At 62.4% G+C, this 15,826-nt stretch carries 9 protein-coding genes; 5 read left to right on the plus strand and 4 right to left on the minus strand.

The window, feature by feature from the left end; translation table 11 throughout:
* Positions 1–261: 261 nt before the first annotated feature.
* From AB4O11_RS11590 to cbiE, 3 genes are read right to left on the minus strand one after another with little or no spacing between them, the layout of a single operon-like run.
* Positions 262–990, minus strand: coding sequence for a cobalt-precorrin-6A reductase (locus AB4O11_RS11590; RefSeq protein ID WP_460130694.1), 729 nt, complete (start codon positions 988–990; stop codon positions 262–264).
* Complete coding sequence (locus AB4O11_RS11595) at positions 987–2,084, minus strand: cobalt-precorrin-5B (C(1))-methyltransferase (protein ID WP_460130695.1); 1,098 nt, start codon at positions 2,082–2,084, stop codon at positions 987–989. Before AB4O11_RS11595 ends, AB4O11_RS11590 begins: the two co-directional genes overlap by 4 nt.
* Positions 2,077–3,288 carry a precorrin-6y C5,15-methyltransferase (decarboxylating) subunit CbiE gene (cbiE, locus tag AB4O11_RS11600; protein ID WP_460089712.1) on the minus strand — a complete coding sequence of 404 codons (1,212 nt, stop codon included), beginning with the start codon at positions 3,286–3,288 and terminating at the stop codon, positions 2,077–2,079. Before cbiE ends, AB4O11_RS11595 begins: the two co-directional genes overlap by 8 nt.
* A 132-nt stretch (positions 3,289–3,420) precedes the next feature.
* Between cbiE and cobG the strand changes: the two genes are divergently transcribed.
* From cobG to AB4O11_RS11625, 5 genes are all read left to right on the plus strand, one after another.
* Entirely contained in the window at positions 3,421–4,716 is a 1,296-nt protein-coding gene (gene cobG, locus AB4O11_RS11605) for a precorrin-3B synthase (protein ID WP_460089714.1), read from the plus strand.
* Positions 4,709–5,335, plus strand: coding sequence for a precorrin-8X methylmutase (locus AB4O11_RS11610; protein ID WP_093430238.1), 627 nt, complete (start codon positions 4,709–4,711; stop codon positions 5,333–5,335). Before cobG ends, AB4O11_RS11610 begins: the two co-directional genes overlap by 8 nt.
* The gene (locus AB4O11_RS11615) at positions 5,332–6,066 is read left to right on the plus strand and encodes a precorrin-2 C(20)-methyltransferase (RefSeq protein ID WP_371857758.1); all 735 of its coding nucleotides are present in this window, start codon (positions 5,332–5,334) and stop codon (positions 6,064–6,066) included. Before AB4O11_RS11610 ends, AB4O11_RS11615 begins: the two co-directional genes overlap by 4 nt.
* Complete coding sequence (gene cobJ, locus AB4O11_RS11620; protein ID WP_460130697.1) at positions 6,066–7,766, plus strand: precorrin-3B C(17)-methyltransferase; 1,701 nt, start codon at positions 6,066–6,068, stop codon at positions 7,764–7,766. The genes AB4O11_RS11615 and cobJ overlap by 1 nt, the downstream gene beginning before the upstream one ends.
* Before the next feature lie 300 nt (positions 7,767–8,066).
* A complete protein-coding gene (locus AB4O11_RS11625; protein WP_460130699.1) occupies positions 8,067–15,128 on the plus strand; it encodes a TcdA/TcdB catalytic glycosyltransferase domain-containing protein in 7,062 nt (2,353 codons plus the stop codon).
* 90 nt (positions 15,129–15,218) lie between these two features.
* Here the strand turns inward: AB4O11_RS11625 and AB4O11_RS11630 are convergent, their stop codons facing one another.
* Complete coding sequence (locus AB4O11_RS11630; RefSeq protein WP_025111770.1) at positions 15,219–15,815, minus strand: MarC family protein; 597 nt, start codon at positions 15,813–15,815, stop codon at positions 15,219–15,221.
* Positions 15,816–15,826: the final 11 nt, after the last annotated feature.

Raw genomic sequence — 15,826 nt, forward strand, 5'->3', positions numbered from 1 at the left:
TGTTGTGGGCAGTGTCCGTTGCGTTTGTAGGATTCAGGTCAGATATCCGGCCGAGCCCGTGACATTGTGGGAGCGAGCCTGCTCGCGAAAGCGGTGGGTCAGGCAATGATGTGCAGACTTTGCCGACGTCTTCGCGAGCAGGCTCGCTCCCACAGTGGTCGGTGGCGAACACGTAGTCTGTGTACGTCGCGAACCTTGTGGAAGCGGCGGTGCGACGATTCGACTTGCCCGCGAAGGCGTCCGTGAGAACTGCGCTTGTTTTTAGATAAGGTTAAGGGGCGCAAGGGCCATGAGGATTGCGTCGACCGAGGCAAACTCCCGATCAACCCCCGGCAACCCCGGTCGCTTCAACACAATCACCGGCAGCCCACGCTCGCGCGCCACTTCCAGCTTCGGCTCGGTGGCGGTGCTGCCGCTGTTCTTGCTGATCAACACATCGATCTGCCGCCGCTCAAACAGCGCTCGCTCATCTTCAAGCAGAAACGGCCCACGCGCACCGATCACTTCGCAGCGTTCATTGCCCGGGTAGACGTCGAGGGCGCGCAGAGTCCAGAACTGGTCCTGAGGGATTTCATTGAGGTGCTGCAGCGGTTCGCGGCCGAGGGTGAACAGCGGTCGGCGAAACGGCTTGAGGGCAGTGATCAACTCGGCCCAGTCGCTGACTTCGCGCCAGTCATCACCGGGCTGCGGCTGCCAGGCCGGACGGCGCAGCGCCCAGCAGGGGATGTCGGTCAGTCGCGCGGCGGTCGCGGCGTTCTGGCTGATCTGTGCGGCATAGGGATGCGTGGCGTCGAGCAACAGTTCGATGCCTTCGTCACGAATGAATTGCGCCAGACCCTCAGCGCCACCGTAACCACCGACGCGCACCTGACAGGTCAGATCCGTCGGCACCCGGCCAACACCGGCGAGGCTGTAGATATGTTCTGGCCCAAGCGTGCGGGCAATCGCCAGTGCCTCAGTGACGCCGCCGAGCAGCAAAATCCGCTTCATGCAAAACCTCCGGCATGCCCGACAATGCCGCCCTGACGATCAATCGCAAATACCTCGACCTGCACCTGCGGCGGCACCACGCTGCGGGCGAAATTCAACGCATGGCGGCAGATCTCATCACCGAGGGCGATCCCCGCCGCACTGGCCATGGCCAATGCCTGCTGGCTGGTATTGGCCTCACGAATGCTTTGCTGCAACGCCTCTTCGGCACCAATCGCCGCGGCCCACTCAGCCAGTTGCGGCAAGTCGATACTTGAATGCCGCGAGTGCAGATCCATGTGTCCGGCCGCCAGTTTGCTGATCTTGCCGAAGCCGCCGCACAGGCTGAGTTTATCCACAGGCACTTTGCGCAGATGCTTGAGCACCGCGCCGACGAAGTCGCCCATTTCGATCAGGGCGATTTCCGGCAGGTTGTAGACCCGGCGCATGGTGTCTTCGCTGGCATTGCCGGTGCACGCGGCGATGTGCAGATAACCATTGGTTTTCGCCACATCGATGCCTTGATGGATCGAGGCGATGTAAGCCGCGCAGGAAAATGGCCGGACGATGCCGCTGGTGCCGAGGATCGACAAACCGCCAAGAATGCCCAGCCGTGGATTCATGGTTTTCAGCGCCAGCGCTTCGCCGCCCTCGACGTTGACCGTGACGTCGAAGCCGCCGGCATAACCGGTTTCGGTGGCAAGCAGTGTCAGGTGATCACTGATCATCTTGCGTGGCACCGGGTTGATTGCCGGCTCGCCGACACCCAGCACCAGTCCCGGCCGCGTTACGGTGCCCACGCCGGCGCCGGCATTGAAACGAATCCCCGGTTCACTCAGCAGCCGCACGCGCGAATAGAGCAACGCGCCGTGAGTCACGTCGGGGTCGTCGCCAGCATCCTTGATCGTGCCGGCCTCGGCGCCATCATCGGTCAAGCGGCAGAACTCCAGACGCATCTGCACCTGTTTGCCTTTGGGCAAGACGATCTGCACCGCATCGGCCGCCAGTCCGCTGAGCAACAGGCGCGCGGCGGCCAGGCTGGTCGCGGTGGCGCAGCTGCCGGTGGTCAGGCCGCTGCGCAGGGGCGCGGGTTGTTCGGCGGTTTCGTCACGCATCGAGGGGTTTGACCAGATCGAGCAGGGTGATCGGCAGCGCCTGGCGCCAGGTGTCGAACTCGCCGAGCGGCTGCGCTTGGGCGACATGGATACGCGTCAGTTCGCCGCCGAAGCGCTCGCGCCAGTTCATCAGGGCCACTTCGCTTTGCAGCGTCACTGCGTTGGCGACCAGACGGCCACCGGGCTTCAGCTGTTCCCAACAGGTTTCGAAGACGCCCTCACGGGTGACGCCGCCGCCAATGAAAATTGCATCCGGGCGTTCTAGCCCGGCCAATGCCTGCGGCGCCTTGCCGCGAATCAATTGCAGACCAGGCACCCCCAGCGCATCGCGGTTGTACTCGATCAATTGCTGACGGCCATCATCGGCTTCGATGGCCAAGGCGCGGCAACTCGGGTGCGTACGCATCCACTCGATACCGATCGAGCCGCTGCCGGCGCCGACATCCCAAAGCAATTCGCCGGGGGTCGGGGCGAGGCGGGCGAGGGTGATGGCGCGCACGTCGCGTTTGGTCAACTGGCCGTCATGCTGGAAGGCCGAATCCGGCAGTCCGGCGAGACGCGAAAGGCGCGGGGCCTGTGCGTCGGCCAGACATTCGATGGCGATGACATTGAGGTCGGCCACGGACGCGGCATTCCAGGCATTGGCGGTGCTGTCGATGCGCCGTTCGGCGTCACCGCCAAGATGCTCAAGCACGCTCATGCGACTCGAACCGAAGCCGCGCTCGCCGAGCAATTGCGCGACCGCTGCCGGGCTCTGGCCATCGTTGCTCAGCAACAACAGGCGCACGCCGCTGAACAATTGCGCATTGAGCGCCGCCAGCGGTCGGGCCACCAGCGACAGCGTCACCACCTCCTGCAATGGCCAGCCGAGACGGGCGGCGGCCAGCGCGCAGGACGACGGGGCGGGCAGGATCAGCATCTCTTCGCTTGGCAGCTGGCGGGCGAGGCTGGCACCGACGCCGTAGAACATCGGGTCACCGCTGGCCAATACGCAAACTGCTTCGCCACGCTGTTCCAGCACCGGTGCGAGGGAGAACGGGCTCGGCCACAACTGGCGTTCGCCGCGAATACACACCGGCAGCAAATCCAGTTGACGCTGGCCTCCGACGATCCGCGAGGCGCCCAGCAGGGCACGCCGGGCGTTTTTGCCCAAGCCCTTGAAGCCGTCTTCACCGATTCCCACTACCGTCAGCCAGGGTGACATCTATATTCCTCTAAACACGCCGTTCCGACGGGCAGTCTTTTCATGCCAGCGGACAAAGCAGGCATAATACCGCGCCTTCGCCCGCGAAGCGCCTTTCCCACGCAGCCGGTCAGCCCCTTGAACGAACGCCCGATGTCCACCGCCTTACGCCCCTCGGCCTGCCCGGGGTTGCTGCGTATCGTCCAGGCACTGGACGGCGGCATCTGCCGGATCAAGCTCAATGGCGGTTCGATCAGCGCCGATCAGGCCGACGCGGTGGCCGATGCTGCCGAACAGTTCGGCGCGGCGATCGAGGCGACCAACCGTGCCAATCTGCAGATTCGCGGGATCGGTGAGCAATCCGCAGCGCTGATCGAGCGTCTGCTCGCCGCCGGCCTTGGCCCGCGCACGGCGGCCGGTGACGATGTGCGCAACCTGATGCTCAGCCCCGCTGCTGGCATTGATCGGCAGATGCAGATCGACACGCGCAGACTCGCCGGGCAGATCCTCGACACCTTGCAAAGCCATCCACAGTTCCACGAGCTGAGCGCCAAATTCGCTGTGCAACTGGATGGCGGTGAAGCGCTGGCGATGCTCGAACATCCCCATGACCTGTGGTTATCGGCGTTCGCGCGTGACGGCAAAACCTGGCTGGCGTTCGGCCTGGCCGGATGCCCGACGGATCGCGCGGTCGGCGCGGTGGCGCTGGAGCACGGCCATGCGTTGGTGGTGGCGGTGCTGGAGTTGTTCCTGGCGTTGGCGCGTCCCGAGCAGACGCGCATGCGTCATTTGCTCGATGAATTGCCGATGCCGGCGTTTCTGCAACAACTGAGCGCACGTTTGCCGATCAAGCCGATCAGCGATTGGCAGCGCACCGCCGAGGCGGACGATCTGCACATCGGTGTTCATCCGCAAAACACTGCGGGTCAGGTGTATATCGGTGCGGTGCCGGCGCTGGGCCGTCTCGATCCGGCGATGCTGCGCGGGGCTGCGCAACTGGCCCGCCAGTTCGGCAATGGCAGCCTGCGTTTTACGCCTTGGCAAAGCCTGCTGGTGCCGGACGTCAAAGCAAGTGATGCGGCTCAGGTGCTGGAAGGCCTTGAGCACCTGAACCTGTTGACCCGCGCTACCGAGCCCCTCTCACGCCTGATCGCTTGCACCGGTGCCAGTGGCTGCGGCAAAGGCCTGGCCGACACCAAGCAGGACGCCCGCCATCTGGCGACGTTGCTGCCCACGGCCCTCAACGTCCACCTCAGTGGCTGCACGCGTTCTTGCGCTGCCGCCCACTGTGCCCCGGCGACGTTGCTGGCCGTCAGTGCCGGTCATTACGACCTCTATTTTCGCGATGCAACGCAGCCGGGTTTCGGCGCGCTGCACGCACGCAACCTTACTATTGAAGCGGCCGCGACCCTGCTCGCCGCCCGCTCTCGGAGCCCCTTTGATGCTTGATTACATCCGCGATGGTCAGGAGATTTATCGCAACTCCTTCGCGATCATTCGCCGCGAGGCCAATCTGGCGCGCATCCCGGCCGATCTGGAAAAACTCGCGGTGCGGGTGATTCACGCCTGCGGCATGGTCGAGGCCATTGACGGTCTGCAGTTCTCCGAAGGTGCGGGCAAGGCCGGGCGCGATGCGCTCGCCGCCGGTGCGCCGATCCTCTGCGATGCGCGGATGGTCTCCGAAGGTGTGACCCGTGCGCGCCTGCCGGCCAACAACGAAGTGATCTGCACCTTGCGTGACGAGAGCGTGCCGGAGTTGGCGCGCGAGCTGGGCAACACCCGTTCCGCCGCCGCACTGGAGCTGTGGCGTCCGCATCTGGAAGGCAGCGTAGTGGTAATCGGCAACGCGCCGACCGCACTGTTTTATCTGCTGGAAATGCTTGACGCCGGCGCACCGAAACCGGCGCTGATCCTCGGCTTCCCGGTCGGCTTCGTCGGTGCCGCCGAGTCGAAAGCCGCCCTGGCCGCCGACAGCCGTGGCGTGCCGTTCGTGATCATGCAAGGCCGCCTCGGTGGCAGCGCCATGGCCGCCGCCGCCGTCAATGCCCTCGCCACGGAGATCGAATGATGCAGGCCAAAGGACGTTTGCTTGGCCTGGGCGTCGGCCCGGGGGATCCGGAGCTGATTACCGTCAAAGCCCTGCGCCTGCTGCGCGAATCGCCGGTGGTGGCGTACTTCGTTGCCAAAGGCAAAAAGGGCAACGCGTTCGGCATCATCGAAGCGCATCTGCAACAGGCGCAGAACCTGTTGCCGTTGGTCTACCCGGTGACCACCGAAGCGCTGCCGGCGCCGCTGTCCTATGAGCAGGTCATCAGCGATTTCTACGACGAAGCCGCCGAGACGCTCGCCGCACACCTGGATGCCGGTCGCGATGTGGCGGTGATTTGTGAAGGTGATCCGTTCTTCTACGGCTCCTACATGTACCTGCACGATCGCCTCGCCACTCGTTATGAAGCCCAAGTGGTGCCGGGCGTGTGCTCGATGCTGGGCGGCGCTTCGGTGCTCGGCGCGCCGCTGGTGTATCGCAATCAGAGCCTGTCGGTGCTCTCGGGCGTGTTGCCCCATGAAGAGTTGAAGCGGCGTCTGGCCGATGCCGACGCGGCGGTGATCATGAAGCTGGGGCGCAATTTCCCCAAAGTGCGTCAGGTCCTCGAAGAACTCGGTCTGGCCGAACGCGCGCTTTATGTCGAGCGCGCGACCATGGCCAATCAGAAAATCGTGCCGATGGATCAGGTCGAGCCGATGTCGTCGCCGTACTTCTCGCTGATCATCGTGCCGGGCGAACGGTGGCAAGGCTGATGACTCAATCCACGCCAGCCATCGTCATTCTCGGTCAGGGTAGCCTGGCCACCGCGCGGCGCATTCAACAGGTCTATCCGGCAGCGCAGATCCACGGCCTCGCCGGGCGCGTCGAAGGCGCCGATTGCACCTATCAGGAGTTCGGCGCGACCCTGCGCGCGCTGTATCAGCAGGACACGCCGATCATTGCCCTGTGCGCGGCCGGCATCGTCATCCGTACGCTGGCGCCGCTGTTGCTGGAAAAGGGCGCCGAGCCTGCGGTACTCGCCGTGGCCGAAGACGGCAGCGCCGTGGTGCCGCTGTTGGGTGGCCTCGGCGGAGTGAATGTCATGGCGCGCGACATCGCTGCCGGGCTGCAAGTCACAGCCGCGATCACCACCAGCGGCGAGTTGCGTTTTGGCACGTGCCTGCTCAACCCTCCGAGCGGTTACGCCCTGGGCGATCTGGAACTGGGCAAGCGTTTTGTCTCCGACCTGTTGGCCGGTCACAGCGTGCGCATCGAAGGCGCGGCGCCGTGGCTGGATCAGGCGCAATTGCCGGAAGATCCGCAGGCGCAGCGTTCGATTCATGTCGGCAGTGTCGCGCGTGAAGCGAGTGCCAATGAGTTACTGATCTATCCACGCAGCGTGGCGCTGGCGGTGAGTGCCGAAACAGCTGATCTGGCGAATGCCGTTCGCCTGGCGTTGCAGCAGGCGCAAATCGCCGTGCAGTCGCTGGCCTGTCTGTTGGCCAGCGAGACGCAAATGGCTGCGCCAGTTTTGCGTGAAGCGGCGCTTGAGCTGGGTGTGCCGCTGCGCTTCGTTGCGGCGCAAAGCGACATCGAAACTCTGGCACGTGCCGCAGTGCCTGAGGCTAAAGTTGTGGTCAGCCACGGCATGGCAATCGCGGTCGCCGAACAGCCTTTGGAGGTTTCCAGCATTGGCCGGCCACGCGGCCGTCTCGCCGTGATCGGCCTCGGCCCCGGCGCTGCCGAACTGATGGTGCCGGCAGTCAAAGCCGAACTGGCCCGCGCCACCGATGTGCTCGGCTACGAAACCTACGTACGCATGGCCGGGCCGTTTCGCGACGATCAAGTGCAGCACTGCACCGACAACCGCGAAGAGATGCAGCGCGCCCGTCACGCCTTCAGGCTGGCCGCCGAGGGGCGCTCGGTGATTGTCGTGTCATCGGGTGATCCCGGCGTGTTCGCCATGGCGGCGGCGGTGCTCGAAGCCTTGCACGAGTCGACGGACCCGGCGTGGCACAGCGTCGATCTGGAAATGCTCCCGGGTGTTTCCGCTTCGCTGGCCACAGCGGCACAGGCCGGTGCGCCACTGGGCCATGACTTCTGCGTGATGTCGCTGTCGGACAATCTCAAGCCTTGGTCGATCATCGAAAAACGTCTGGATCTGGCCGCTGAAGCGGATCTGGCGTTGGCGTTCTACAACCCGATCTCCCGGGCGCGTCCGTGGCAACTGGGCCGGGCGCTGGAGATTGTCGCGCAGCATCGCACGCCGCAAACACCCGTGGTGTTGGGCCGCGACATCGGCCGTCCGGGCCAGACCCTGCGCACCACGACACTCGGCGCCTTAACCCCCGAGCAAGTGGATATGCGCACCATGGTGTTGATTGGTTCTTCGACCACCTGCACCTTCCCGCGCGGTGACGGCGGCGTCTGGGTTTACACCCCGCGCTGGTACGGTGAAAAACCCGGGGCGTGAGAAAGTCGTGTTGAGCGTCCAGCGCAGTTGTAAGCAACTGCGTGAGACGTGATATCCGGTTAACGCTTCTGATTGAATCATTCCGCTCGAACACAAGGCCGCCAATCTTCTGGATTGGCGGCCTTGTGCGTTTGTGCGCCGGTAAGAAACCAGGCAATTCATTGCCACATGGTTCAAGCGCAAACCCCGAGTGTTATTGGCTGTTTCACTGGACATCGTTTGAGTTTGTTCGGGTTTGAGCGTGGTACTCCAGTTCAATAGTTTCGTGGCGAACGAAGCCGTTATTGAAGAAGTGCCACGATGAAAACCAACAAGCCGTACGAAATCCTTTCCGCCAAAGATTTCTCGCAACTGCAGCGGGCGCTGAGCGAGTTTGCCGGCAGCGCTGAATACAAGGTGTTGCTGTCGCACTATGAACTGGCCAGACAAGCCGCTGATGACCCGCAGCGACTGCTGTTGATCAAGCTGTTTCAGCAGGCGCTGGAGTCGTTGCTCCAACGCAGGACTCAGCCCCTTTCCGAAGCCATCAGCCAGATCAGATCGGATCTGGTCAAGTCTGTCGCCAGGCTGGAGGACACACACGCCATGCTCCATGGCGTGGCCAGGCCCGTGGCGAAAATCATGCACTTTGTCTGGGTCGGCGGCAGTGAAGTCGGGGCCAATCAGCGCGACTACATGAACATCTGGCGCCAGGTGCTGGAGCCGCAGGGTTACCGCTTCAACCTCTGGTACGACAGTGATGCGTTGCTGGCCTTTGAAATGAACCGGGTGATCCTCGACAGCGCCAGAGTGGATGCGCTGGAGTCGGGCGGTGACAAGGTCAGCAAGGCTTTTCAGTTGTCGCAGATGATCGAAGACCGTGCGCGGGTGTTGAAGCAGCAGATGTTCGCCCACCTTCAGCAAGCCCAGTGGCGGGGGCGAGCCGACGAAGCGCGGATCGACTTGATGGTGCGTGCCTACGGCAAGGATCGGGCGACGCTTGAAGCCTTTCGCCAGCGCTGCCTGCAGACGCATCAGGCGATGCTCGGAGCGGACCTGCAATTGCGCGATGTCGGCGACGAATTTGCTGGGCACTTTTTGCAGGATGTCTATCAGCGCGAGGTGGCCATGCGCGGCAATTTTGCCGCAGCGAGCGATGTCGTGCGCCTGCAGGCCGAATACCTCGAAGGTGGCCGTTACAGTGACATGGATTACTTGCCGCCACTGGCGGACACGCTGGCCGGCGTCGATATTCTCAGCGTCGGCGAAGAAGGCCGAATCGGCATTTTGCAGTTGCTGTTGAACCACAATGAAGCGTTGATGCCGGGACGCGACCGCCAGCGGTATCTCGACCGCACTGACAAAATCCCGCCCGAACACCTCGAGGCATTGACGGCGTTTGCCCGTGAGCAACACCGGCTAAGCGAGATCTTTGTCGCACCGCAAGATCACGCGGTGCCGCAGGACTCGATGCGTTTGGGCACGGCCTATGGCTTGCCGGACTGGGCGGAAATGAATGCGCACATGCTGGCCCATCCCGGCAGTGCCATGACCCTGGCGTACATGCAGATGATCCGCCTCAATTATGACTGTCTGCTGGAAGTGGAGCGGCGTGCGGCGCTCGCCGGCATCGACGCGCCGGATCAGGCACGGATGTTTGATGTGGTCGAGAATGTGGTCAACGAAGCTCAGGCGCAGGGCAAACTGCCTGAAGCGCAAGGCGAGGTGTTCCGCTCCAGATTGATCGACGCGATTTTTACCTATTACCGCGATGGCATTCGCCTTGAAGCCCGCGGCACCATCACCCTGACCGGCCCGGGGGCCGCCGCGGCCGCGCTGCTCAAATACATAGAGCAGCACCTGCAACCCGATCGACATGTGCAGATCCGTGAGCGCCTGAAGTTGCTCGAAGGCTACAACACCCACACCGAGGAGGAGATGATCTCCGGCTGGACCGTCGATGGTAAGGCCGAGCAATGGTTGCTTGAGGAGCGGGAAAAGTGGCAGAACGGCAAACTGAAATCGCGCTACGTCGGCCAACTGGCGGATCTGCTGAAAGCGCACACGCTAACCTTCAAGCAGGGCTGGCCGGTCATCGAAGGCCAACCGGTGATGTTGACCTCGGTATTGCAGCCACTGATGGACGATCTGGGCGAGCCCTTCCTGCGCGCGATGCAGGAGAAGTTGAGCGGCGACATGACGTTCAATTCAGCGATCTCCATCGGTTTCGACAGCCGTGAGCAGATTCGCGCGCAAACAGTCCGTGCGATTCCGCTTTCCCATGGCGCGGAGCCTACCCGCAATCTCAATGAGTTGTTCACCCTCGTTGCCCATGGCTCGCTGGCGGTTGAGCAACTCAGCCCGTTGCAACGCGTCATCCTTGGCGGGATGTTGGGGGCAAACAGCCTGGATGCCGCCGGGTTTGCCCCGGTCTGGCAGAGCGTTATGGACATCGCTCGGGAAACCGCTGAGGGCGGTTTGTTCGCCCGTTACCACGCGATCGAAAAGGCCCTGATTCAGCAGGCATCGCCGAGCTTCGAGGCGGGGCTTGCCGGCGCGAGCATCCACAGCACGCACACGGCGCGCGAACTCAAGGCGTTGGCGATGAGCGAACCGCTGACGCTGAAACAGTGGGGCGAGCGCATCGGACAGATCAATCGCACGGCGCAGCGTGAATACCACCGGCACATTTTCAAGCGGGGTGGCCAGGTGCGGGAGGCGTTGTTCCAGTCCGGCGCCGTGTCCGTCAGGCAACTGCCGCAGGATTTGTTGAGGCGCAGCACGGGCGACCCGGGACGCCGTTGCTATCCGCTGGCGTTGTTGATGGCCGCCGCCGTGGGTGCTGGCGGGTTGGCCGAGCGTGCACTGATCGGACGTGTGGCCAATGCCAGCCTGAGGCCGCAAGACGTAGATTCGCGGGCGTTGCTCAGTGCGCTGGATGAGCTGGGCGAGGTCTCCGGGCGTGCGATCGGACAGGCTCGTGGCCGGCAAAACCTCGACAGCGTGATGCAGACACTGGAAGCGAAAACCGCCCCCGGCGTCCTGCTGCTCGATACAGGCAATCACGCTTTGCTGGTAGCCAAAGTGCAAGTGGATGAGCAAACGTTCTATCGCTTTTATGATCCCAATTTTGCGATTTATGGATTTGCCGCCAGCGCAGAAATGAAGCAGGGCGTGGCACGCTATTTAAGTGACGACGGCAACACTTTGGCGAAGTTGTACGGCCTGACTGACATCGGCACTGCGCAATTCGATGTAATCGAACTGGACACCGTAGCGCTCGCCGAGCGGACATTGTCGTCCGGGTTGCGCGTCGAGAGTTTTTTGCAAACCGCAGCGCTCGCCGATCCTCAGGCGGCTTCGATCTGGGCCAGGCAAGCTGTCGCACGCACGCGCTCACTCAGTGAAAACGCGCGGCTGGGGGCTAGCCTCGCGCAGTTGGACGCGCGTTACTGGGCGCAGGAATTTGATCAGGCGACCCGGCAATTACGCGCTGAACACACATTGGGTCGCGACTATCTGCCGCTGCTGGAAACGCTCAAGGCAAACCCGGACGCGGGTTATTCGCTGACGCTGGTGGATGTGCAAAACCCGGCCAGATCACTGACGGTCGGCACCGCCGATGCGCGGTTCGACAGGCTTAAAAAACATCTTCAACGTTTGGTTATCGCATTGACGGGCAAGCCGAGTGCCGTGGTCGAAGCCGACGGCGGCAGTCGTCTGAGTTTCGCCTTCGCGATCCAGGCGTTGGTCACTGAAATGCGCCATCGTGACTATCAGGCTGATGGCGAGCGGGCGCCGGTTCTGTCGATAGCCCTGCAAGTGCAGGTCTATTTCAACTATGCGCAGTTGGGTTTCGGCGTATTGAGCGACACGGCCCAGACGATCAATCTGGTGCGTCAGGTGGCGGCCAGCGAACGGGCATTGACGCTTGGTCAGTCGTCGTTATCCGGGCGTGTGCTGGGGCGTGCCACCACGGCAGGCGGATTGGTATTTTCGCTCGCCAACATCGGCTTCGATCTCCACAACCTGTCGGTGGCCGAGAACCACGAGCAACGCTCGCGGTTCTCCACCTCACTGGTATTCAACGTTGCGGCATTGGGGCTGGATGTTGTTGCTTTGGCGGCTGGCGGGGCGGTGGGCACGGCAGCGGCCGTTCTCTCGGTGCCGCTGCTGGGTGTCGGCATTGGGGTGACGGCGATTGCCAGCAACCTGGGACAGATCAGGGACAAGGCGACGGCGGTGGGCAATCATCTGCGGGCGATCGGTCATGCTTACCGGCGCGGTGCCTACACCTTGAAGGATGGCGTGCTGCAATTTCCCGCAGAGGCGGTCATCGTCAGTCTGAACCTGCAAACCAATGACGTGCGCTTCGACAGCCAGAAGTTTTACCCCTGGACGGGCGGGCCACTGGAGCTGCCGCAGTACAACGATGACCCGCAGGCTATTCACCTGTCCCTCGATATCCGCCAGGCACTGGGGCTGCCCGAGGTCGTTCATCTTTACCGCGACGAAACCGACAGGCTCGAGACGCTGGTGCTGCCGTGCACGCCGATCTGCCATTACGGTTACGAGTATCAGTTGAAGGGGCTGGGCGGGTACACCTACGACCCCCTTCCCGGCGAGGTCGGGGACGCTGGCGATATCCCTGCTGAAACCCGCTACCCGCAAGTGACGGATCGCATGGCGGACACGCTGGAGTATGACCAACATGGAAACCGGCGCTTTTATCTCACCAGCAACCCGTCGCTGCCGCACATTCTGTACACGCTGCATCCGGTCTATCAACCGACAGACATCAGCGTGGTGCTGGACAGTCAGGTACGCCAGTTGGTGGTGCCGACGCTGGAAGCGCCAGTGCAGAACAAAATTTCCTACGCGATCACCGCTCCTGCTGGGCACTATCAGGTGCGTCTGGTACCCGGCATTGTGGCGGTCAGATTTCATGGCCCAGCCAAGTGGATCGTGCAGGCGACCTGGGCTTGCCTGGAACAGGTCAGATTTGCCGCCCCGAATCGGGAAAATGATGATGAAGTCCAACTGATGGTTGACGGCACGTTGCTGTCGGTTTTCGATGGCTTGATCGAACTGGCCGAGGGCCTGTTCCGGGTCGATGGGTGGGAGCGCTGCCTTCGCTTACAGTCGGTCACCCTTGATGAGCAAAGCCGCCTGCCGCAAATACTGGCGATGCTGCGCCAGCACGCCCGCGAAGGCCAATTGGTCGCAAATGCTGTGGCGCTGTACAAATTCCGCATGCCCGCCGCCACCATGGTGGTGACCACCGCCTGGTATGACGCGACCAGTGACCGTCTGTTGTACGCACGCAATCTGCCGAGCGCGGTGAACGAGGGGCTGCTGTTGGGCGGCGCCAGTGCCCGCCATGCCTGGTTCTACCATCCGCAACGGGCGACGGTCTGGCGTGTCGACGCGATCACCGGCACGGTCGTGCATCGCTACCGCTTGATGAACCCCGCGAGCGGGTCGCACATCATGGGTTGTGTCCAGGACGCCGATGGCAGTTTGCGAGTGTTGCAACGCTTGCTGATCGACGCCCGGATAACTGAAACCGAAACCACACTGGAGTATCGCCTCAGCGATGCGGCCGTGGTCCTGACGGGCATCAAGTCATCGTTTATCGAGAAACCCACCGCGCGTCCCGGGCAGGGCGACTTGCATCACTTCACGACCTTCGGCGCGTATAACGATGAAACCCCGGGCATGGCCAATGCCATCAGCACCTGGGTATATGCAGCGTTCGTTTACGCGCGCACCTACTACTTCGAAGGATTGCGCCGGCGTGCCTGGGTCAACAAACGCACGGGCCACTATTTTTCGGCGGGGTTGGGCAGTGAGGCGGACATGGTCATGTTGATGCCGGCCGATCCGCAGAGCGGTGCGCTGCTGTTCTACAGCAAGCAAGCGCAGACCATCAGTCAAGGGGTGGAGCCGAGGGTGGGGCAATTTATCAATCGGGTCATCGAGCGCGATATTGTCGACGTCACCCAAACGTACGGAAGCTACATTGCCACCAAGGCCGACGGCCGCCTCTTCGAGGTCGACACCAGCATCAAAGATGAGCAGTGGACGGACGGCATTCCCACGCCGAACATTCTGAAATTTGCCGGCCTCGGCCAGCGCTGGCTACAGCTCAACTCCGACTGGCTGGACGCCTTGCCGGCGCTGGCAAAAGTCTACAAAGCCGAACCTTTTCCGCTCATCGGATTGGGCAATGGGGCGGGTCATGCATTTCTGCCGGCGTGGTGCATCGAGGAGCAATTCGTCGTGTCGAACATCGGACCTGAAGTGCAGTTGACGCCGTTGGGACTGACGCCGGACAAACAGGCCGCATGGTTGCTGGAGGGTTCGACCGGGCGGCTTTATCGCCAGCCGACGATTGCCATCGAGGCATTGCGCGTCGCGTTTGCTGCTGGGCCGCAGCGCGTGAGCCCCGGGCAGTTGCCCATGGCAGAAAAGATCTGGCCGCAGTGGTCATTTGTTCACGTGCTGAGGCATGGACAAGGTCTGCTCGGGCAAACCCGCGACGGGGTCAATGTCGAACTGCACGATCAGCAGCCAGCGCGGATCATCAGCGTGGAAAATCGCTGGTCGCACGTGCAGGGGCAGACGGCCGAGCAGTGGCGTACGCGCTTGAAAGCACTGCTCGCGGGGCAGGTCCACGCGCAGGTCCTGCCGGTCGAACATACCGGCACGCGCTACACATATTACCTGCCTGCAACGGATCGCTTGTTTGAGGTCGCCGGGCGCCATGCGCGACAGTGGCCGACGTTTCTTGGCACGCGCCAAAACACCGCTGCGCTGCTATTCGACGCAGTTGACGGACTTGTCTTCAGCACAGGCCCGGTCGATCCTGATCCTGTCTGGATTCCGGGCTGCCACGCGCACCGCGAAGGCGAGGTGTTGTCCCTGTCCTTGAGCGATGAGGTGACCGATATCTGCGCATTATTGCCCGATGGCATCGACACACTGATTCTGGCCTTCGGTTCCCGGGAGACCGGGTATCGCATCACCGACGAAACCTGGCAGCGTCTGGACTGCATCGTGGTCGATACGCGGCTGGCAGCGGACGACGATGGTCCGGGCACGAACCTGCTGTTCCTCGACATGGCTGACTGCGCGCGCCTTTTGATGTCGCGGGTTGAAGGGCATCTGGTGATTGCCGACCCGGACAGTGCAAGCACGCTGATTGTGCGCAATGTCGAGCCGCAGGGCGGCGAGGAAAACACGCCAATGGAAATAACAGTCCGGCTCGATGAGCGGGTCCACTGCACGTTTACTCTCGCTGATTGGTTGCAGCGTTTTGCGCAGGTACAGGGCGCTAATGCCGTGGTCAGTCTGAACGAGCTGATCGAGGCAGCGCTTTGAGTCAACGACCGATGTAGAAAGTAAAAGGGCCGTGAAGAGTAAATTCACGGCCCTTTGCAAGAAGTGTACGGACGTATTCGATGCGCTTGTTCAGGGCACCAAATAGCCTTTGACCCCTGTAAAAATGATCTGCGCCGCCAAGGCGCAAACAAACAATCCCATCAAACGACTGACGATCTGCAAGCCCTGATCGCCCAGAATCCGCTCGATACGATTCGACAGATACAGCACCACGCCGACGGTGAAACTGGCCAGGGCAATACTCATGATCGCGGTGAGTTTGTCGTCCCAGTGCGGCTGGCTGACGCCCATTACCAGCAAGGCACCGATGGTGCCCGGGCCGACCGTCAGCGGGATGGTCAGCGGCACGATGGTGACGTCCTGCTGCACATTGTCGGCCTGTACCGCCGGTTTGCCCTGCGCCATCCCCAGTGCCGAAATGAACAGCACACTGCCGGCGCCGATGCGAAAGGCATCCACGGTGATGCCGAACACATCGAAAATCACCCGCCCGAACAAATACAGTAAAACGCTGGAGACCAGCGTGGCCACGGCGACTTTCCAGGCCAGCCGCCGTTGTTCCTTGCGCGAATAACCGCGGGTCAGGCTGATAAAGCACGACAGCACGAAGAACGGGCTGTAGAGCACCAGCATCTTCAGGTAAACGCTGAACAACACATGGAGCATGGTGCAAGCTC

This window comes from Pseudomonas sp. H1_D05 (assembly GCF_054682705.1).

Coding starts and splice junctions, on each gene's coding strand:
- cbiE (WP_460089712.1), bottom strand. CDS start 3,288: ATGTCACCCTGGCTGACGGTAGTGGGAATCGGTGAAGACGGCTTCAAG.
- AB4O11_RS11595 (WP_460130695.1), bottom strand. CDS start 2,084: ATGCGTGACGAAACCGCCGAACAACCCGCGCCCCTGCGCAGCGGCCTG.
- AB4O11_RS11615 (WP_371857758.1), top strand. CDS start 5,332: ATGATGCAGGCCAAAGGACGTTTGCTTGGCCTGGGCGTCGGCCCGGGG.
- AB4O11_RS11630 (WP_025111770.1), bottom strand. CDS start 15,815: ATGCTCCATGTGTTGTTCAGCGTTTACCTGAAGATGCTGGTGCTCTAC.
- AB4O11_RS11590 (WP_460130694.1), bottom strand. CDS start 990: ATGAAGCGGATTTTGCTGCTCGGCGGCGTCACTGAGGCACTGGCGATT.
- cobG (WP_460089714.1), top strand. CDS start 3,421: ATGTCCACCGCCTTACGCCCCTCGGCCTGCCCGGGGTTGCTGCGTATC.
- AB4O11_RS11625 (WP_460130699.1), top strand. CDS start 8,067: ATGAAAACCAACAAGCCGTACGAAATCCTTTCCGCCAAAGATTTCTCG.
- cobJ (WP_460130697.1), top strand. CDS start 6,066: ATGACTCAATCCACGCCAGCCATCGTCATTCTCGGTCAGGGTAGCCTG.
- AB4O11_RS11610 (WP_093430238.1), top strand. CDS start 4,709: ATGCTTGATTACATCCGCGATGGTCAGGAGATTTATCGCAACTCCTTC.